Annotated in this window: 17 protein-coding genes; 11 read left to right on the forward strand and 6 right to left on the reverse strand. The window is 73.5% G+C overall.

What is annotated here, in order from left to right:
* Nucleotides 1–10 precede the first annotated feature (10 nt).
* The 7 genes from BLT82_RS11590 (at nucleotide 11) to BLT82_RS11620 (ending at nucleotide 6,716) form a co-directional block, all read left to right on the forward strand.
* Nucleotides 11–424, forward strand: coding sequence for a DUF3151 domain-containing protein (locus tag BLT82_RS11590; protein ID WP_093653824.1), 414 nt, complete (start codon nucleotides 11–13; stop codon nucleotides 422–424).
* Nucleotides 425–589: 165 nt separating this feature from the next.
* Nucleotides 590–1,435, forward strand: coding sequence for a tryptophan 2,3-dioxygenase (locus tag BLT82_RS11595; RefSeq protein WP_093653825.1), 846 nt, complete (start codon nucleotides 590–592; stop codon nucleotides 1,433–1,435).
* On the forward strand, nucleotides 1,428–2,645 hold the full coding sequence (gene kynU / locus BLT82_RS11600; protein WP_093653826.1) for a kynureninase: 1,218 nt from the start codon (nucleotides 1,428–1,430) through the stop codon (nucleotides 2,643–2,645). The genes BLT82_RS11595 and kynU overlap by 8 nt, the downstream gene beginning before the upstream one ends.
* A gap of 77 nt (nucleotides 2,646–2,722) precedes the next feature.
* A complete protein-coding gene (locus tag BLT82_RS11605) occupies nucleotides 2,723–3,604 on the forward strand; it encodes an alpha/beta hydrolase (protein ID WP_093653827.1) in 882 nt (293 codons plus the stop codon).
* A gap of 129 nt (nucleotides 3,605–3,733) precedes the next feature.
* Nucleotides 3,734–4,582 (forward strand): NAD(P)H-binding protein, encoded by an 849-nt coding sequence (locus BLT82_RS11610; RefSeq protein WP_093653828.1) that lies wholly within the window; start codon nucleotides 3,734–3,736, stop codon nucleotides 4,580–4,582.
* A gap of 104 nt (nucleotides 4,583–4,686) precedes the next feature.
* Nucleotides 4,687–6,060, forward strand: coding sequence for a sensor histidine kinase (locus tag BLT82_RS11615; RefSeq protein WP_404203724.1), 1,374 nt, complete (start codon nucleotides 4,687–4,689; stop codon nucleotides 6,058–6,060).
* Nucleotides 6,057–6,716, forward strand: coding sequence for a response regulator (locus BLT82_RS11620; protein ID WP_093653829.1), 660 nt, complete (start codon nucleotides 6,057–6,059; stop codon nucleotides 6,714–6,716). Before BLT82_RS11615 ends, BLT82_RS11620 begins: the two co-directional genes overlap by 4 nt.
* 59 nt (nucleotides 6,717–6,775) lie before the next feature.
* Here the strand turns inward: BLT82_RS11620 and BLT82_RS11625 are convergent, their stop codons facing one another.
* Complete coding sequence (locus tag BLT82_RS11625) at nucleotides 6,776–7,408, reverse strand: universal stress protein (RefSeq protein ID WP_093653830.1); 633 nt, start codon at nucleotides 7,406–7,408, stop codon at nucleotides 6,776–6,778.
* A 5-nt stretch (nucleotides 7,409–7,413) separates the two neighbouring features.
* A complete protein-coding gene (locus BLT82_RS11630; protein WP_093653831.1) occupies nucleotides 7,414–8,679 on the reverse strand; it encodes an SLC13 family permease in 1,266 nt (421 codons plus the stop codon).
* A gap of 129 nt (nucleotides 8,680–8,808) precedes the next feature.
* On the opposite strand from BLT82_RS11630, the gene BLT82_RS11635 reads away from it, so the two are divergent.
* Nucleotides 8,809–10,017: a cytochrome P450 gene (locus BLT82_RS11635; protein ID WP_093653832.1), complete on the forward strand. Its 1,209-nt coding sequence runs from the start codon at nucleotides 8,809–8,811 to the stop codon at nucleotides 10,015–10,017.
* Nucleotides 10,018–10,172: 155 nt separating this feature from the next.
* On the opposite strand, the gene BLT82_RS11640 is transcribed toward BLT82_RS11635, so the two are convergent.
* Together BLT82_RS11640 and BLT82_RS11645 are read right to left on the reverse strand one after the other, a co-directional pair.
* Nucleotides 10,173–11,816: an ABC transporter permease gene (locus BLT82_RS11640; RefSeq protein ID WP_093653833.1), complete on the reverse strand. Its 1,644-nt coding sequence runs from the start codon at nucleotides 11,814–11,816 to the stop codon at nucleotides 10,173–10,175.
* On the reverse strand, nucleotides 11,813–12,799 hold the full coding sequence (locus BLT82_RS11645; RefSeq protein WP_093653834.1) for an ABC transporter ATP-binding protein: 987 nt from the start codon (nucleotides 12,797–12,799) through the stop codon (nucleotides 11,813–11,815). The genes BLT82_RS11640 and BLT82_RS11645 overlap by 4 nt, the downstream gene beginning before the upstream one ends.
* Nucleotides 12,800–12,892: 93 nt before the next feature.
* On the opposite strand from BLT82_RS11645, the gene BLT82_RS11650 reads away from it, so the two are divergent.
* Nucleotides 12,893–13,390, forward strand: a complete 498-nt coding sequence (locus BLT82_RS11650; protein ID WP_093653835.1) for a GbsR/MarR family transcriptional regulator — start codon at nucleotides 12,893–12,895, stop codon at nucleotides 13,388–13,390.
* A 199-nt stretch (nucleotides 13,391–13,589) separates the two neighbouring features.
* Nucleotides 13,590–14,708, forward strand: coding sequence for a DNA polymerase III subunit beta family protein (locus BLT82_RS11655; RefSeq protein WP_244291923.1), 1,119 nt, complete (start codon nucleotides 13,590–13,592; stop codon nucleotides 14,706–14,708).
* 277 nt (nucleotides 14,709–14,985) lie between these two features.
* Here BLT82_RS11655 and BLT82_RS11660 read toward each other — a convergent pair whose 3' ends face one another.
* The gene (locus tag BLT82_RS11660; protein WP_093653837.1) at nucleotides 14,986–15,822 is read right to left on the reverse strand and encodes a diacylglycerol kinase; all 837 of its coding nucleotides are present in this window, start codon (nucleotides 15,820–15,822) and stop codon (nucleotides 14,986–14,988) included.
* A 141-nt stretch (nucleotides 15,823–15,963) separates the two neighbouring features.
* Between BLT82_RS11660 and BLT82_RS11665 the strand changes: the two genes are divergently transcribed.
* Complete coding sequence (locus BLT82_RS11665) at nucleotides 15,964–17,247, forward strand: adenylosuccinate synthase (protein WP_093653838.1); 1,284 nt, start codon at nucleotides 15,964–15,966, stop codon at nucleotides 17,245–17,247.
* A gap of 156 nt (nucleotides 17,248–17,403) precedes the next feature.
* On the opposite strand, the gene BLT82_RS11670 is transcribed toward BLT82_RS11665, so the two are convergent.
* Nucleotides 17,404–18,609, reverse strand: a complete 1,206-nt coding sequence (locus tag BLT82_RS11670; protein ID WP_093653839.1) for an MFS transporter — start codon at nucleotides 18,607–18,609, stop codon at nucleotides 17,404–17,406.
* Nucleotides 18,610–18,671 lie beyond the last annotated feature (62 nt).

Consider the following 18,671-nt stretch of genomic DNA (forward strand, 5'->3'; position numbering starts at 1 on the left):
CACTGAACCCATGGCCATCCACGAGAACCTGCTGGGGGGACCGCCCCCCACCCACCTGCCCGACGACCCCGAGCCGCGGGAGATGCTCGCGAACGGCACGGCCTCCGCCGACGTCGCCGCGAAGTACCCGACATCCTCGCTCGCCTGGGCCCAGCTCGCCGACGAGGCGTTCGAGGCCGGGCGGGTCGTCGAGTCGTACGCCTACGCGCGTACGGGATACCACCGGGGCCTGGACGCGCTGCGCCGCAGCGGCTGGAAGGGGCACGGCCCGGTGCCGTGGGAGCACGAGCCGAACCGCGGCTTCCTGCGTGCCCTGCACGCCCTCGCCCGCGCCGCGCAGGCGATCGGCGAGCAGGACGAGTACGAGCGCTGCAGCACGTTCCTGCGCGACTCGTCGGAGACGGCGGCCGACACCCTCGGCTGATCCCGCCGAACCGTTCCGCACGAGGGGCGGGTGCCCTGACCGGGCACCCGCCCCTCGCGTCACCGGTGGGAGCCGTGTTTATGATGCGCGCAGGGGACCGGGGCTCCGAGACCACGAACGGAAGGAGCGGACCGCTACCCGGACACATGTGTCAGGAGACGGCGAATGTCGCAATTTCCCGATGCCTCCGGAGCGGGTTCGGTCACCCCGAACCTCGACTTCGCGGGCACTACCCCGTACGAGGACTACGTCCAGGCGGACGTCCTCACCCACCTCCAGCACCCCCTCTCCGACGATCCCGGCGAGATGGTGTTCCTGGTGACCACCCAGGTCATGGAGCTCTGGTTCACCGTCATCGTCCACGAGTGGGAGACCGCCTCCCGGGCCCTGCGCCGCGACGAGGTGCCCGTCGCGATGGACGCGCTGAAGCGCTCCGTGCGGGAGCTGGACGCGCTCAACGCCTCCTGGCGGCCGCTCGCGCAGCTCACCCCCGTGCAGTTCAACGCGTACCGCAGCGCCCTCGGCGAGGGCTCCGGCTTCCAGTCCGCGATGTACCGGCGGATGGAGTTCCTGCTCGGCGAGAAGTCCGCGTCCATGCTGGTGCCGCACCGCGGCGCGCCGCGCGTCCACGCCGAGCTGGAGAAGGCCCTGCACGAGCCGAGCCTCTACGACGAGGTGCTCCGGCTGCTCGCCCGCCGCGGCCTGCCCGTTCCGCAGTCCGTCCTCGACCGCGACCTGTCACAGCGCTACGAGCCGTCGCCCGAGGTCGAGGGCGTGTGGGCGGAGGTGTACGGGAACGAGGACCAGGACGCCGAGCTCGTCCGCCTCGGCGAGGCGCTGACCGACGTCGGTGAGCTGGTGTGGCGCTGGCGCAACGACCACCTCGTCGCCACCCGGCGCGCCATGGGCGCCAAGGCCGGCACGGGCGGCTCCGCCGGTGTCGCCTGGCTGGAGAAGCGGGCGGCCAAGAACGTGTTCCCGGAGCTGTGGACGGCGCGCAGCCATGTCTGAGACGCGACTCACCGAGCGGGCCGCGGAGCTGGACGCGGCGGACGAACTGGCCAAGCGGCGGGAGCTGTTCGCGCTCGACGACGGCACGGTCTACCTGGACGGGAACTCGCTCGGCGCCCTGCCGCGCCACGTCCAGGAGCGGATGGCCGACGTCATCGGCAGGCAGTGGGGCGAACTGCGCATCCGCTCCTGGGGCGAGAGCGGCTGGTGGACGGCGCCCGAGCGGATCGGCGAGCGGATAGCCCCGCTCCTCGGCGCGGCGCCCGGTCAGATCGTCGTCGGCGACTCCACGAGCGTGAACGTCTTCAAGGCCGTGGTCGCGGCGGTGCGGATGGCCCCGGCCGACCGGGACGAGATCGTCGTCGACGCCACGACCTTCCCCACCGACGGGTACATCGCCGAGTCGGCCGCCCGGCTGACCGGCCACCGCACGGTCGTCGTCGACCCCGCCGACGTACCGGACGCGGTGGGCCCGCGCACGGCCGCCGCGCTCGTCAACCACGTCGACTACCGCACCGGCCGCCTCCACGACCTGCCCGGGATCACGGCCGCGCTGCACGCGCGGGGCGCCCTCGCGGTCTGGGACCTGTGCCACAGCGCGGGCGCGCTGCCCGTCGGGCTCGACGAGCACGGGGTGGACCTCGCGGTCGGCTGCACCTACAAGTACCTCAACGGCGGGCCCGGTTCGCCTGCGTACCTGTACGTCGCCGAGCGCCACCAGGGCCGCTTCGACTCGCCGCTGCCGGGCTGGAACTCGCACGCCGACCCGTTCGGAATGACCCCCGGGTACACGCCGGCCGAGGGCGCGGTGCGCGGCCGGGTCGGCACGCCCGACATCCTCTCGATGCTGGCGCTGGAGGCGGCGCTCGACGTGTGGGACGGGGTCACGGTGGAGGCGGTGCGGGCCAAGAGTCTCGCCCTCACCGACTTCTTCCTCGAGTGCGTCGACGCGTACGTGCCGGCCGGCAGGGTCACCTCGCTCACCCCGGCCGCACACGCGGAGCGGGGCAGCCAGGTGGCGCTGGCCTGCCCCGACGCGCCCACGGTCATGGAGGCCCTGATCGCGCGCGGTGTGGTCGGCGATCTGCGCCGCCCCGACGTGCTGCGGTTCGGCTTCACCCCGCTGTACGTCGGCTTCGCGGACGCCGAGCACGCGGCGAGGGTCCTCGCCGAGGTGCTGGCCGGGGTGAACTCCCCGCCGAGCGGCTGATCACGGGGGGCCGGCGGCCTGGTACCGTCCCGGCTGGCCAGGCCGATTCGGCCCCCTCACCGAAAGGTTGGAGCAGCATGCCGGACCCCGCCGCCGCTCGCGACGCCGCCGAGGAGGCTTCGGCCCTGTCGCATCCGGCCGTCGCCCCGGACGCCTCGGCGGCCTACGGCGAACACCCGGACCAGGTCGTCGACTTCTACGCCCCGCGTGACGGCCGGGATTCGGCGCCGCTCGTGGTGCTGTTGCACGGCGGGGCATGGCGGGCGCCGTACGACCGGCAGCACGTGACCCCGTTCGCGGACTTCCTGGCCCGGCGCGGTTTCGCCGTGGCCAACGTGGAGTACCGCAGGGGTGCGTCGCTGCCCCAGCAGCGCGGCGGGGAGGGCGCCGGGCCGGTCGCCGGGCGCTGGCCGGAGACGTTCGACGACGTCGCCGCGGCGATGGACGCACTGCCCGAACTGGCCCGCACGGCGCTGCCGCAGGCCGACCCGAGGCGCACGGTCCTCACCGGCCATTCGGCGGGCGGGCATCTGGCGCTGTGGGCGGCCGCCCGGCACGTACTGCCGGCGGGCTCGCCCTGGCGACTCCCGGCCGAGCCGCAGCTGCGCGGGGTCGTCGCACTGGCGCCGATAGCCGACCTGGCCCGGGCGGCCGAGCTGGACGTCTGCGGCGGCGCGGTGCACCAGCTCCTGGGCGGGGAGCCGGAGTTCGAGGCGCGTGCCGGCTGCGCGGACCCGGCCGTGCTGCTGCCCACCGGGATCGCCACGACCGTCGTCCAGGGCCGCGAGGACACCGTCGTGCCACAGGCCGTCGCCGAGTCGTTCGTCGACGCGGCCGCGAAGGCGGGCGAGACGGTCGGCTTCACCCTGCTCGCGGACATCGGCCACTTCCCGCTGATCGACCCGGCGGCGGACGCCTGTGCGGTGGTGGCAGAGGAGATCGCGCAGCTCGCCTGGTGACGGTTGCGGCCCGGAGGATCCCCCCCCGGGCGCCACCGACGGTGAGATGCGGGTGCGACGGGGAGATGCGGCGCCACCGACGGTGAGATGCGGACAGAAGGTGTCCGCAACGCTTCCTACGGTGAGTCCATGACGAACCCCACCCATCCCCAGAAGATCCTCGTCGCCGGTGCCACCGGGACGGTCGGCCGCCAGGTCGTCGCCGAACTGCTGGAGCGCGGGCACTCGGTCCGCGCCCTGACCCGCGACCCCGGCCGCGCCCGGGCGTCGCTGCCGGCGGGCGCCGAGGCGGTCCGCGGCGACCTCACCGATCCGGTGAGCCTGGCACCGGCTCTGGAAGGCGTCACCGCACTGCACCTCATCACCTTCGGCGGGGAGTACATGGCTCCGCTGGAGACCGGACCGGAGATCGTCGCGCTCGCCCGGGAGGCCGGGGTGCGGCGGATCACCGTGCTGAACGGCGGCGGCGACACCCCGCTCCAGGACGCCGTGCAGAAGAGCGGCCTCGCCTGGACCGTGCTGATGCCGGTCGAGTTCATGGCGAACGCGCTGGAGTGGGCCGAGGGGATCCGCACCGAGGACGCGGTCGGCGAGCCGTTCACGGACCGGCTGAGCGCCATGGTCCACGAGGCCGACATCGGCGCGGTCGGCGCGGTCGCCCTCACCGAGGACGGCCACGACGGGCAGACGTACCTGATCACCGGGCCTGAGGTGCTGAGTCTGCGGGACAAGGTGGACGCGATCGCCGAGGCCCGGGGCAAGGACATCGTGCTGACCGAGCTCACCCCGGACGAGGCGGTCGCCAAATGGCAGGCCGCCGGTCTGCCGCAGGACGTGATCGACTTCCTGATCGACGTGTACGGCAACACCCCGCCCGAGGGCCGGACCGTCGTCGACACCGTGCTCAGGGTCACCGGGCGCCCGGCGCGGACCTTCGCCGAATGGGCCGCCGAGCACGCGCCGGCGTTCCGCGCCTGACCTGGGGGGACGAGGCGACCCCCGAGTAGTACCTGGGACGGACGCGGAAGGATCCGCATCACAGGTGACGACCGCGTCCGTGCCACGGCCGTACCTTTGCTGACGTGACCGACACGCCGACCACGCAGCGCATACCGCGCACCGAAGCCGACAGCCGCAGCCCCGAGTTCCGCCTGGCCATGGGCGCGCTCGGCGGGCTGCGGCAGGACCTCTTCCACGACGCCTTCGCGTACCGGCCGCTGGCGCCGCTGGCGGACGACGGACCGGTGATCCGGCGGCTGCCGGCGCGGATCCGCCGGTACGCCGTCTGGACCCCGCACGCGATCGTCGTGGGCGGCGCCCTGCTCACGTTGCTCATAGGCTCCGCCGTGTCCTACGGGATCCACGGCCTCGCCACCCTCGTCCTCGCGGCGGTGCCCGCGGCGGCGGTGCTGATGACGCTGGTCCGTCCGATGCTGGCGTTCTGGGCCTCGCTCGCCTCGACACCGTTCCTCGCCGTCCTCGGCGACGCCGGCGACGGGTGGCCGTGGGCACCGTCCACCATCGCCTCCCACCTCGTCGTGCTGACCGTCGTCGCGGCACGGACCCGCCCGCGGGCCGCCTTCTGGATGTGGCTGCTGACCGGGGTGTACGGCCTCCTCGCGGAGGACGTCCTCGGCAACGGCTACTCCAACGACACCGCCCCGATGATGTTCGTCGCCGCCGTCTCGCTGCTCGTCGTGGCGCTGGCGCAGGTCCGGCGGGACGCCGAGCGCGAGGTGGCGGCCCAGCAGAGCGTCACCGCCGTCGAGCGGGACCGGCGCACGCTGCTGGAGGAGCGCACCACCATCGCCCGCGAACTGCACGACGTCGTCGCCCACCACATGTCGGTCGTCGCCATCCAGGCGGAGGCCGCGCCCTACCGGGTGGAGAACCCGCCGCCCGAGCTGGAGCAGGCGTTCGCGACGATCAGGGAGAACGCCGTGGCCGCGCTCACCGAACTGCGTCGCGTCCTCGGCGTCGTACGGGCGGAGGACTACGAGGCCCCCGACGCCCCCCAGCCGACCCTCGCCGATCTCGACGGCCTGCTCGGGAACGTCCGGGACGCCGGTCTCGAGGTCGACCTCGCGGTCACCGGAGCGGTCCGGCAGCTCCCCCCGGGCGTCGAGCTCTCCGCGTACCGCATCACCCAGGAGGCCCTCAGCAACGCGCTGCGCCACGCGCCGGGCGCGTCCGCGAAGGTCGAGGTGTCGTACGTCCTCGGCGGACTCGGCGTCCGCATCGTCAACGGTCCGGCCCGTGGTCTGGTGAAGCCCGCCCCGGCCGGCACCGCGCAACGAGGGCTCCGCCCGCCTCTCTCCACCGGAACCGGCCACGGCCTCACGGGCATGCGGGAGCGCGTCTCCATGCTGAACGGCGAGATGACGACCGGCCCGACGGAGGACGGCGGTTACGAGGTCGCCGTGTTCCTCCCCGTCACGAAGGACGAGACCGCATGACCATCCGCGTCCTGATCGTCGACGACCAGGCGATGGTCCGCGAAGGCTTCTCCGTCCTGCTGAACGCCATGCCCGACATCGAGGTGATCGGTGAGGCGGTCAACGGCCGCGAGGCGGTCGCGCAGGTCGAGGCGCTGCGCCCCGACGTGGTCCTGATGGACATCCGCATGCCCGAGCTCAACGGCATCGATGCCACCCGGGAGATCGTCGCGGCCGACGGCGACGCGAAGGTGCTCGTGCTGACGACCTTCGACCTGGACGAGTACGTGTACCAGGCGCTGCGTGCCGGGGCCTCCGGCTTCCTGCTGAAGGACGCCTCCGCCCGCCAGCTCGCCGACGGGGTGCGGGTGGTGGCGGCCGGGGAGGCCCTCCTCGCGCCGACCGTCACCCGCAGGCTGATCACGGAGTTCTCCAGGATCTCGGCCGCGCCCAGGACGCCCGCCCTGGCCCGGGTCGGAGATCTGACCGAACGCGAGACGGAGGTCCTGGTCCTGATCGCGCAGGGTCTGTCGAACGCCGAGATCGCCTCGCACCTCGTCGTCGCCGAGTCCACGATCAAGACCCACGTCAGCCGGATCCTGGTCAAGCTCGGGCTGCGGGACCGGACGCAGGCGGCGGTGTTCGCCTACGAGGCGAGGCTGGTCACCCCGGGCTGACGTCCGTCGCCTGCCCGCACGGGCGGCGGCAGGTGTTGCGCACGGCCGGGCGCGGCAGTTCAGCGCGGCGGGTGGGGCGGCGGTTCCGGCGGTTCCGGCGGTTCCGGCGGCTCCTGCGGGCCCGGCGGCCCCGGTGGGTACGGCGGGTGGGGCGGCGGTTCCGGGGCGTGCGGCGGTGGCCCCGGTGGTACCGGTGGTGCGCCCGGTGGGTGCGCCGGCTCGGGCGGCAGGCTCCCGAGGTCCGGCGCCGGCTCCGGCCACACGAGCAGCACGGGGCAGGGTGCGTGGTCGACGACGAACCGCGCGGCCGGGCCCAGACTGCGCGGCCCGAGGCGCCCGCGGTCCCCGTCCCTGGCGATGACCAGCAGATCGGCGCCCTCGGCCGCGGCGACGACCTCGCGTTCCGCCCGGCCCGTGCGCTCCACTGACGTGCACGGCCGGCCGAACCGCTCGGCCGCCAGGGCGAGCAGCCGTGCGGCCGAGTCGGCCCCGAGGCTCTCCACCCGGTCCCCGGGATCGTCCTCGTGGTGGCCCCGCCCGAGCAGACCGGCGAAGGCCCCGTGGGCGACGCCCGCGGAGGCCGGTTCGCTGACGTGCAGCAGTGTGACCGTCTCGCCCTCGGCCGCACGGGCGTGCGCGGCGTCGACGCACGCGGGCCAGGTGCCCTCGACGATCCAGGCGATCACGGGCATGGGAATCAGCCTCCCGGGCCTTGGAGCACGAGCAGTGACGCCCACAGTGCCACGACCGACAGCACGAGCGCGGCCGGCACGGTGAGCAGACCGAGCCGGGTGAACTCACCGAGGTCCACCTCGTGTTCGTGCTGGTGCAGGATTCTGCGCCACAACAGGGTGGCCAGCGACCCCGCGTAGGTCAGGTTGGGGCCGATGTTCACCCCCAGCAGGACGGCCAGCACCGTGCCGGGGCCGGCGGGGGCGGCCAGGGGGAGCAGCACCAGGACCGCCGGCAGATTGTTGATCAGATTGGCGAGCAGGGCGGCCAGGGCCGCGAGCGCCAGCAGCGCGGGCAGCGACGTACCGGACGGGACGACCTGCCCGAGGGCGTCCGCGAGACCGTTGTCGACGACCGCGCGGACCACGATGCCGAGGCCGAGGACGAACACGAGGAACGGCAGCGAGGCGGCGTTCACGATGCCGCGCACGGAGGTGCGCCGCCGAACGGCCGCGTGGACGCCGAGGACGAGTGCGCCCGCGGCCGCCGCCCAGGCGGGCTCCAGGCCCAGCGCGGGCGCGGCCACGAATCCGGTCAGGGTGCAGCCCACGGTGGCGAGGGCGAAGACCGGCAGCGCGACGGGTTCACCGGCCGTCTGCGCCCCTGCCCCGGTGTTCAGGTCGGCGGCGAAGAACCGGCGCAGGACGACGTACTCGACGGCGATCGCGGCCAGCCACGGCAGCGCCATCAGCCCGGCGAACCGGGTGAAGCTCAGACCGCTGGCCGAGAACGCCAGCAGGTTCGTCAGGTTGGACACGGGCAGCAGCAGCGAGGCCGAGTTCGACAGATGGGTGCAGGCGTAGACGTGGGGCTTCGGCCTGACGCCCATCCGGGCGGCGGTCGCGAAGACCACGGGAGTGAGCAGCACGACCGTCGCGTCCAGGCTGAGCACCGCGGTGATCACCGAGGCGAGTCCGAAGACGGACGCGAGCAGCCGCCCCGGCCGGCCGGCCGACCGCCGCGCCATCCAGGCACCGCAGGCGCGGAACAGCCCCTCGTCGTCGCACAGCCGGGCCAGTACGAGCACCGCGGCGAGGAAGCCGATCACCGGGCCGAGCCGGGCGGCCTCCTCGGCCGCGTGCTCGGGGGAGATCGCGCCGGTCGCGATCAGCACGACGGCCGCCGGCGCGGCCACGGCGGCTTCCGGCAGACCGAAGGGCCTGATCACCGCGCAGGCGAGCACGAGGAGCAGCAGAAGGACGGACAGTGCCTCTGCGAGCGGTGTGGACAGGATCCGTGCCTCCGGGACGGTGTGTGCGGTGGCGGCCCGGAGTCTTCGGGACGGTGGGTGCGCCGCACCTCATCGAACCACCCGGGCACCCCCCTCCCGTCCCGCGCCGCGGGCGGCTAGCGTCCGCGTATGGATGCTCCTGTGTTCGCTCCCTGGTCCCCCGCCTTCACCGCGGACCCGTACCCCGCGTACGCGGAACTCCGGGACCGGGGGCGGGTGCACTGGTTCGAGCCCACGCGGCAGTGGCTCGTGCCGCACCACGCCGACGTGTCCGCCCTCCTGAGGGATCGCCGCCTCGGCCGCACGTATCTGCACCGCTTCACGCACGAGGAGTTCGGGCGCACACCTCCGCCGCCGGAGCACGAGCCCTTCCACACGCTGAACGACAACGGGCTGCTGGACCTCGAGGCGCCGGACCACACACGGATCCGGCGGCTTGTGACCAAGGCCTTCACGCCGCGCACCGTGCAGGCGCTGGAGCCGACCGTGCGCAGGCTGGCCGCCGAACTGGTGGGCGGGCTGGTGAAGAACGGCGGCGGCGATCTTCTCGCCGACGTCGCCGAGCCGCTGCCGGTCGCGGTCATCGCGGAGATGCTCGGGATCCCGGAGTCCGACCGCGGCCTGCTGCGGCCGTGGTCCGCGGCCATCTGCGGGATGTTCGAGCTGAATCCGTCCGAGGAGACCGCGGCGCGGGCGGTCCGGGCATCGGTGGAGTTCTCCGCGTATCTGCGGGAGCTGATCACCGAGCGCCGTGCCGAGCCGGGCGGGGACCTCGTGTCGGCGCTGATCTCCGCGCACGACGAGGGGGAGACGCTCAGCGAGCAGGAGATGGTGTCCACCTGCGTGTTGCTGCTGAACGCGGGGCACGAGGCGACCGTGAACACCACCGCGAACGGCTGGTGGACGCTGTTCCGCCACCCCGGGGAGCTGGCGAGGCTGCGGGCCGACCACTGCCTGCTGTCCACGGCGGTGGAGGAGCTGATGCGGTACGACACCCCGCTCCAGATGTTCGAGCGCTGGGTGCTCGACGACATCGAGATCGGCGGCACGGTCGTCCCGCGTGGCTCCGAGCTGGCGCTGCTCTTCGGCTCGGCCAACCGCGACCCGGCCCGCTTCGAGCGTCCCGCCGAACTCGACCTCGGCCGGGCCGACAACCCGCACGTCACGTTCGGCGCCGGCATCCACTACTGCCTGGGCGCTCCGCTCGCCCGGGTCGAACTGGCCGCGTCCTTCGGCGAACTGCTGAGGCAGGCGCCGACGATGCGGCTCGCGGCGGAGCCGGAGTGGAAGCCGGGATATGTGATCAGGGGGCTGCGGGAGCTGCGCGTGGAGCTGTGAGGCGCGCGCCGTGAAGTCGGGCGGGCACGGTCCTCTCGTGCCGGAGCCGGGTCTCGCGGGCCGACGAGCCTGCCGGGGCCCCGGGCCCTGCCGGGCCTCGCGCCCGCCCGTCGTCGCACCGGCCGGGCGGTGGGACGACGGGTGCGGCGCCCGCGTCAGGTCCGCAGGTCCCGGCGGCGGAAGGCCGCGAGTCCGGCGGCCACCAGGGCCACCGCCAGCACGGTCAGCACCAGCACCGGTGGCCAGTCCATCCGCGGCCCCGGGAGCTTCGGCAGATGGCCGAAGGGCGAGAGGTTCAGGACCGCCTGCGGAACGTCGAGCGCCGGTCCGACCCAGCCGAGCGCGAGGCACAGCCCCGCCACGGCCCAGCCCGCCGTCGCGGCCCCGGGGACCGCTCCGTACAGCAGCAGCGCCACCCCCGCGAGCGTCCACACCGCCGGGACCTGTGCCAGCACTGCGCCCGTGATCGCGGTCAGGTCCCGGCCGTGGCCCAGCGCCAGCCCCGCCCCCGCGAGCAGCATGATCAGTACGGTGCCGCCGAAAGCGACGGCCAGATGACCGGCTGCCCAGGCGGTACGGCCGACCGCGTTCGCGAGGACCGGTTCCGCGCGCTGGGAGGTCTCCTCGCCGTGCATGCGCAGTACGGACCCGACCGCGTACAGGGCGGCGATCAGCCCGAACATGCCGACCATCGCGGCGAGGAAGGCATCGGTCAGCGCCGTCTGCCCGCCCATCCGCTCGAAGATCTCCCTGGCCTGTGCGTTGTCGCCGACCAGGTCCGCCGCGCCGTCGGCCATGCCGCCGAAGACGGCCCCGGCGAGCAGGAAGCCGGCCGCCCAGCCGGACAGGGTGGCGCGCTGGAGCCGCCACGCGAGCCCGCCCGCGGTCGCGATCCTGCCCTCGGCGGGTCCGGGACGGGTGGCCAGGAAGCCCATGCCGACGTCTCTGCGCCCGGCCAGGAAGTACGCCACGGCCCCCTGGAGGCCCGCCGCGGCGAGCATCAGCAGCGGCACCCACCAGCGCTCGTCCGCGTAGGCCCGGACGTTCTCGGCCCAGCCCACGGGGGACAGCCAGGTCAGCGGGGACGATCCCCCGCCGAGGCCGCCCCGGGCCGGATCGCCGGCCGTGCCCGCGTCGCCCGCGGCACGCAGGACGAACGCGAGGCCGAGCACGGCCGCCGTCGCTCCCTTGGCGAGCCGGGCACTCTCCGTGAGCTGGGCCACGATCGCCGCCGCGGTGGCGAACAGCACGCCGGTGCCGCCGACCGCGAGGCCGAGGGCGAGCGCGCCGGCGGAGCCCAGGCCAAAGAGCCCGGCCGTGATCAGCAGGACGACCGCCGCATTGGCGGCGACCGCGGTCAGCAGCGCGGCCGTCAGCGGGGCGCGCCGGCCCACCATGGCCGAGGACAGCAGTTCCTGACGGCCCGTCTCCTCCTCCTCGCGGGTGTGCCGCACCACGACGATCAGGCTCATCACCGCGGCCAGCACGGCCGCGAACGTGCCGAACCGCCAGGCGACCAGCGCCCCGGTGCTGTCGCCGAACACCGGGCCGTAGAGGCTGCGCAGCGAGCCGTTCGTGGCCATCGACGCGGCGAGCCGGGTCCGTTCGGCCTGGGAGTCGTACAGCGTCTGCATCGAGCCGACGCCGCTGACGACCATGCCGGCGATCACCAGTACCCAGACGGGCAGCACGATCCGGTCCCGGCGCAGCGCCAGCCGGAGCAGGGTGCCCGTGCCGGCGAAAGGCCGGCCGCCGGTGCGCGGCGCGTACGCCGCACCGGTCTCGGTCACGGCGGTCATCGCGTCATCGCCCCTTCCGCACGGGCCCCGCGTCCGCCGCCGTCGGATCCGCCGGGGCGCGCGTCGTCGCGCACGTCGTCCTCGTAGTGCCGGAGGAACAGTTCCTCCAGCGTGGGCGGGGTGCTGGTCAGGGACCGCACACCGGCCTCGGTGAGCGAGCGCAGCACCGCGTCCAGCTTGTCGGTGTCGACCTGGAGGCGGACCCGGCACCCCACGCCTTCGGAGGGGACCGCCGAGCCCTGGACGTCGAGGTCGTAAACACCGGGCAGACTCGCGAGCCCGTCGGGCGTGCCCGCGAGATCGGCGCTGACGCTGGTGCGGGTGAGATGCCGCAGCTCGGCGAGCGAGCCGCTCTCCACCGTCCGTCCCTTGCGGATGATGCTGACCCGGTCGCACAGCGCCTCGACCTCGCTGAGCACATGGCTCGACAGCAGGACCGTCCGGCCGCGGTCGCGCTCCTCGGAGACGCAGCTCTGGAAGACCTCCTCCATCAGCGGGTCGAGTCCGCTCGTCGGTTCGTCCAGGATCAGCACGTCGACCTCGGAGGCGAACGCGGCGACGAGGGCCACCTTCTGACGGTTGCCCTTGGAGTACGTACGACCCTTCTTCGTGGGGTCGAGCTCGAACCGCTCGGTCAGCCGGTTCCGGCGTGCCCTGTCGAGTCCGCCGCGCAGCCGGCCGTAGAGGTCGATGACCTCGCCGCCGGACAGGTTGCGCCAGAGCGTCACGTCGCCGGGGACGTACGCGACCCGGCGGTGCAGTTCGACGGCGTCCTTCCAGGGATCCATGCCCAGCAGCCCGGCCGCGCCGGAGTCGGCGCGCAGCAGTCCCAGCAGGATGCGGATGGTGGTGGACTTCCCGGCGCCGTTGGGCCCGAGGAAGCCGTGGACCTCACCGGTCTCGACCGACAGGTCGAGCCCGTCCAGTGCGAGTGCCCGTCCGAACGACTTGTGCAGTCCGGCGACACTGATGGCCTTCGTCATGCTCAGAACGTACGCTTCGTTCAGAAATTTGTGAAGTTAAGGAAGCGTATAAACTCGGACCGGGGGTCCGTGAACAGGGGAGATGATCCGGGGATGACGCCGATGACCGACAAGGCCAGGGACGCAGAGGCGGTCTCGCGCTTCGTGGAACGCTTCGCGGCCCAGCTCGTCGAGGCGGGCATGACGCGCATGCCCGCCAGGGTCTTCGCCGCGCTGCTCTCCTCCGACTCGGGTGCGATGACCTCCGCCGAGCTCGGGGAGCAGCTGCAGGTGAGCCCGGCGGCGGTGTCCGGGGCGGTGCGCTACCTGTCGCAGCAGCACATGGTCTCGCGCGAACGTGAACCCGGTTCGCGGCGCGAGCGCTACCGCGTCCACAGCGACCAGTGGTACGAGGCGCTCACCAACCGCGACGCGATCCTGAAGCGCTGGTCGGACTCCCTGCGCGAGGGGGTGACGAGCCTCGGCGCCGAGACGCCCGCCGGGCGCCGGCTGGCGGAGACCGTCGCGTTCTTCGACTTCATCCAGGACGAGCTCACCGCGATGATGGAGCGCTGGCGGGAGCACCGCGAGCGGACGTTCGGACAGCCCTGACGCGGGCGGGCGGTCGTGCGGGCGGGAGCCGGAAGACGCGGCTGACGCCGATGCGGACGGCGTGCCCGGGGGTCCGGGCACGCCGTCCGGGCCGTCGGCGCTCCGCCGCCCGCCGGGCGCGATCCCGGTACACGGGCAGCGCACCCGGCGGTCCGTGCCGGTTGACCCTCGACCTTGTTCAGGCTCCAGAGTCCCGGATGTGGAGAGCGAGATGCGCAGCATCGGCGAGCTGGCCCGGGACAGCGGCCTGACGGTGAGCGCCCTGAGGTTCTACGACGGCGCGGGGGTCCTGGTTCCCGCCCGGGTGGACCCGCTGACCGGCTACCGGTGGTACGAAACCGCCCAGCTGGACGACGCCCGGCTGCTGGCCCGGTTGCGCCGGGCGGGCATGCCGCTGACCGACGTCCGTCTGGTCCTGGCCGCCTGGGCCGGCGATGACACGGTCCTCGTACGCGAACTGATGGAGGCGCATCTGCGCCGCCTCGAACGAGGGCTGGCCGACGCCCGCGACGCGTTCTCCGCGATCCGAGCGCTGATCGAGCGCTTCGACCGCGTCGAGCACAGGGAGAACCCGACCGTGACCGCTGCTCCGAGCACGCCCGCCGCCCGCACCACCCTCTCCTCCGCGGCACTCGCCGCCGCCCTGGACTCGGTCCGGTTCGCCGCTGGAACCGGCGGCGAGCTGCCGATGCTCGCCGGAGTGCTGTTCGACCTCGACGGGGGCGAACTGCACCTGGTGGCCACGGACCGCTACCGGATGGCGGTGGCGAGGACGGTCGCCGACGGCCATGACGGGCCGGCCGTCCGCATCACCGTGCCGGCCGCCCTCACCGACGCGATGCGTGCGCTGCTCGGCGACGACGGTTCCGCGCGGCTCACCGTGGAGGGGGACGAGGTCACCCTGGAGGCCGGGGGCCGCCGGGCGGGCGGCACCGGGCTCGGCCACGACTTCCCCGACTACCGCCGGCTGACGCGGCTCCCCGCCGGGCTGCGCGTCGCCGTCGACGTCCCGGCACTGCGGGACGCGGTGGAGAACGGCCCGGTCCGGGAGGGGGAGGTACGCGAATCGGACGGCGAGCGGTTCGACCTCACGGTGCTCACCCCCGCCGTCGACGGCACCCTGACCGTCACCGGCGAGACCGCTCCCGGACCCGACCATGTCGCGGTCAACCGCGCGTTCCTCCTCCAGGCCCTCTCCGCCGCGGGACGCGACGGGCTCGTCCTGGAACTCGGCGGCCCGACCTCGCCGCTCGCGGTCCGCCGTCCCGACGACGAGCACACCTTCTCGCTCCTGATGCCGGTGCGCCTGGACGGCTGAGGGGACCCGGCCGCCCCGCAACGCCCGCCGCACACGGCCGGCGGCCGCCGGTGCAACGGCGTCCGTGCGCACAACACCGATGCGCGCAAACGGCGTCCCTGGGCACAACGCCCGCGACGCCCTGCGCGCGGGCCCGTACGGACCACGGCGTCCCCGCGCACAACGCCGCGCGATACCCGTACGCACAACGGCGTCCCTGCGCACCATGCCCGCACGACGGCACGGACACCGCGTCCGCCGCGGGATCCGGCGGCGGACGCCGCGCGGACGGTCCCCGTCACTCCGCGGCGGTCCGCGGTCCCGGCAGTGTCAGCGACCACGCCTTGGGCCGCAGGGTCCAAGTGCGTCGCCGGACCGGTCCGGCGACGAGGGTGTCGGCGCGGTAGCGGAAGTCGGCGCCCGAGACGGTGACGACCTTGGCCAGGGTCCGCACGGGGCCAGGGCCGGATCCGCGGTGCACCGTCACCTCCGCGGCCCCGTCGGCCGCGCGCACGCGTACGTCCTCGACCGGCTCGTCCAGGTCGCTCAGCAGCACTCCGTCCGCCTCCACCCGCAGCCGGTGCGTCCGTACGCCGGTCGGTGCCGGTGGAGCCGGACGGACCAGGGTGCGGACCAGGGAGCGGCAGGTGTGCCACACCGATCCGGCCTGACCCGCTCCCGCCGCGGTACCCGCGGCGGCCGGACCGGCCGGGATGCGCAGACCGGCCAGCACCACACCGTCGCTGTCGTCGGCGAGCAGGTCCAGATGGTGCGCGGCTCCGTCGAGGACCGCCCGGGCGGCCGCCACCGCTCCGGTCGGCACGCCCAGCGACCGGGCCACTTCCACGGACGCGCCGGACCCGACCGGGACCAGCGACAGGGCCTCGTCCGCGAGCTCCCGCGCCCGGTGCAGCAGGCCCGCCGCGCGCAGCAGCGCACGGTCGTCACCGATCACGACAGGGCGCCGGGAACCCCTCCGGGCGAGGGCACGGGAAAATTCCTCGGGCCCGTCGGGCAGGCAGATTTTCGCCGCCGCCCCGGCACACAACACATCCTTCGCGATACGTACGGACTCGCCGTCGATACGGCGGGCGACCGGGTCGATGACCACCAGGAGCTGGTCGGGAGCCGACACCTCGGTCCTTCCTCGGGTAGCATCTTTGTGCAAGAGCCCCTTGCGCTATTGCGCCAGGGGCTTCGTCTATTCCGGGGCACACCGGTTGGCGGCTCAGGCCCCCGACCATGGACATGCCCCGCCCGGAAGGGGTGTACGCCTGTGCCCGCACTTGTGCTGCTCGGTGCTCAGTGGGGTGACGAAGGCAAGGGAAAGGCCACCGACCTCCTCGGTGGATCCGTGGACTATGTGGTGCGTTACCAGGGTGGCAACAACGCCGGCCACACCGTTGTGGTCGGTGACCAGAAGTATGCGCTCCACCTCCTCCCTTCCGGAATCCTCTCGCCGGGATGCACCCCGGTCATCGGCAACGGAGTCGTCGTCGACCCGGCGGTCCTGCTCTCCGAGCTGAGCGGGCTGAACGAACGCGGCGTCGACACGTCCAAGCTCCTGATCAGCGGAAACGCTCATCTGATCACCTCGTACAACGTCACGCTCGACAAGGTGACGGAACGGTTCCTCGGTAAGCGCAAGATCGGCACCACCGGCCGCGGCATCGGCCCGACCTACGCCGACAAGATCAACCGCGTCGGCATCCGGGTCCAGGACCTGTACGACGAGTCGATCCTGACCCAGAAGGTCGAGGCGGCGCTGGAGCAGAAGAACCAGCTGCTGGCCAAGGTCTTCAACCGCCGCGCCATCGAGACGGACCGCGTCGTCGAGGAGATGCTGGACTACGCCGACAAGATCCGGCCGTACGTCGCGGACACCACGCTGATCCTGAACAACGCGCTCGACGACGGCAAGGTCGTCCTCTTCGAGGGCGGCCAGGGCACCCTCCTGGACGTGGACCACGGCACGTACCCCTTCGTCACCTCCTCGAACCCGACGGCGGGCGGCGCCTGCACGGGCGCGGGCGTGGGCCCGACGAAGATCAGCCGGGTCATCGGCATCCTCAAGGCCTACACGACCCGTGTCGGTGCCGGCCCGTTCCCGACGGAGCTGTTCGACGAGGACGGCGAGGCGCTGCGCCGCATCGGCGGCGAGCGCGGTGTCACCACCGGCCGCGACCGCCGCTGCGGCTGGTTCGACGCGGTCATCGCCCGCTACGCGACCCGCGTCAACGGCCTGACCGACTTCTTCCTCACCAAGCTCGACGTGCTGACCGGCTGGGAGCAGATCCCGGTCTGCGTCGCGTACGAGATCGACGGCAGGCGCGTCGAGGAGCTGCCCTACTCGCAGACCGACTTCCACCACGCGAAGCCGGTCTACGAGTACCTGCCGGGCTGGTCCGAGGACATCACCAAGGCCAAGTCCTTCTCCGACCTGCCGAAGAACGCGCAGGACTACGTGAAGGCGCTGGAGGAGATGTCCGGAGCGCCGATCTCCGCGATCGGCGTCGGCCCGGGCCGCACCGAGACGATCGAGATCAACTCGTTCCTGTAGGACTCCGCAGGGCCCTTCCGCCCCGCGGCCCGTGGCCGGTGAGCCGAGCGCTCACCGGCCACGGGCTTCTCGCTGCCGCGGTTCGCGTCCGTCCCCCGGCCGGCGGCTCACGTTCGAGCGGCTCCCCTCCGCGCCCGGCCCGCTCCCGTCCCCGGCTCACTTCCGTGCCCTGCCGAGCGCCACGGCGACCGCGAGGTAGGGCAGGGCGAGCAGCGCGAAGACGGTGCCGTGCGACGCGTGCGCGGACAGCCCCGCGTACGCCCCGTACACCAGCAGCGTGGTGAGTCCCGTGCCGAGCCCCGCGAGGGAGGTCACGGTGGCCCGGCTCGGGCCGCTGATCGCGTCCTGCAGCCGCGCGTCGGCCAGCACATCGGAGAGCTGGAAGACCAGGAAACCGGCCCCCACCAGCAGGAACCCACCGGGTCCACCGCTCAGCGCACCCAGGGCGAGCGCTGTCGCGCCCGCCGCGACGGCGGCCCCCAGCATCCGTCCGGAGAGCCGCTCGCCCGGCCCCACCAGCAGCGAACCGAGCGTCACTCCGACCCAGACCACGAGCACCAGCCACGGGACCGTCGCGGTCGCGACACCGGTGGCGGCGGCCAGCAGAGGTACGTACTCGTCGAGCGCGCCCCAGACGGAGGTGACGACGACGGACAGCAGCAGTGCGTGCCGTACGCGAGTGCTGCCGCGCACCTCGGCGAGACCCGCCCGCAGGGCCGCCGTGTACGCCCCGCGCCGAGCGCGCCGCTCGGCACCTCCGCCTGCCGGCCCGCGGTGTTCGGGCAGCGTCGCGCCCACGGCGGCGCACAGCACACACGAGACGACGCTGGCCACGCCGACCAGCAGCTCGCCGCCCCGGGCGAAGGCGGGTGCCGCCGCTGCGGTGGCCGTGGCCGTCGCGGCCATGCTCACCGCCGCGGCGCGCCCCATGACCCGGCCGTAGCGCGAAGCGGCGCCGAGCCGTTCGAGCTCGTCGTGCACCAGGGCCTCCATGGCCCCGGAGCGCAGCGAACCGCCGACGCCCCACAGCACGAACCCGGCGGCGTACGCGCCGTACGAGGGGAACAGCACCCACAGGGCGAACCCGGTTGCCGTGAGCAGCGGCCCGAGGGCCGTCATCAGCCGGCGGGACACGACGTCGGCCCAGACGCCCGACGGGACCTCGACCAGCAGACCGGTCAGCGACCAGATGGCGAACAGGGACGAGATCTCTGCGGTGCCCAGGCCGTGCCCGGCGAACAGCAGCGCGTAGACGGGATAGAGCAGGACGAGGTCGTCGAGTCCCGCGTAGAGGTAGAGCGTTCGCTCGAGCCGGTGGACACCGGGCAGCAGCGGAGGCGGGCAGGACGAAGGGACGGGCATGGTGGTGGTCCTTCTGCGGAACGGACGGGGACGCCGGGTGCCCATCCGCCGCGGCGGTCCGC

The sequence above is a fragment of the Streptomyces wuyuanensis genome (genome assembly GCF_900103455.1).
Lineage (GTDB): Bacteria > Actinomycetota > Actinomycetes > Streptomycetales > Streptomycetaceae > Streptomyces > Streptomyces wuyuanensis.

Coding starts and splice junctions, on each gene's coding strand:
- BLT82_RS11650 (WP_093653835.1), top strand. CDS start 12,893: ATGACGCCGATGACCGACAAGGCCAGGGACGCAGAGGCGGTCTCGCGC.
- BLT82_RS11610 (WP_093653828.1), top strand. CDS start 3,734: ATGACGAACCCCACCCATCCCCAGAAGATCCTCGTCGCCGGTGCCACC.
- kynU (WP_093653826.1), top strand. CDS start 1,428: ATGTCTGAGACGCGACTCACCGAGCGGGCCGCGGAGCTGGACGCGGCG.
- BLT82_RS11625 (WP_093653830.1), bottom strand. CDS start 7,408: ATGCCCGTGATCGCCTGGATCGTCGAGGGCACCTGGCCCGCGTGCGTC.
- BLT82_RS11635 (WP_093653832.1), top strand. CDS start 8,809: ATGGATGCTCCTGTGTTCGCTCCCTGGTCCCCCGCCTTCACCGCGGAC.
- BLT82_RS11645 (WP_093653834.1), bottom strand. CDS start 12,799: ATGACGAAGGCCATCAGTGTCGCCGGACTGCACAAGTCGTTCGGACGG.
- BLT82_RS11670 (WP_093653839.1), bottom strand. CDS start 18,609: ATGCCCGTCCCTTCGTCCTGCCCGCCTCCGCTGCTGCCCGGTGTCCAC.
- BLT82_RS11640 (WP_093653833.1), bottom strand. CDS start 11,816: ATGACCGCCGTGACCGAGACCGGTGCGGCGTACGCGCCGCGCACCGGC.
- BLT82_RS11595 (WP_093653825.1), top strand. CDS start 590: ATGTCGCAATTTCCCGATGCCTCCGGAGCGGGTTCGGTCACCCCGAAC.
- BLT82_RS11590 (WP_093653824.1), top strand. CDS start 11: ATGGCCATCCACGAGAACCTGCTGGGGGGACCGCCCCCCACCCACCTG.
- BLT82_RS11620 (WP_093653829.1), top strand. CDS start 6,057: ATGACCATCCGCGTCCTGATCGTCGACGACCAGGCGATGGTCCGCGAA.
- BLT82_RS11605 (WP_093653827.1), top strand. CDS start 2,723: ATGCCGGACCCCGCCGCCGCTCGCGACGCCGCCGAGGAGGCTTCGGCC.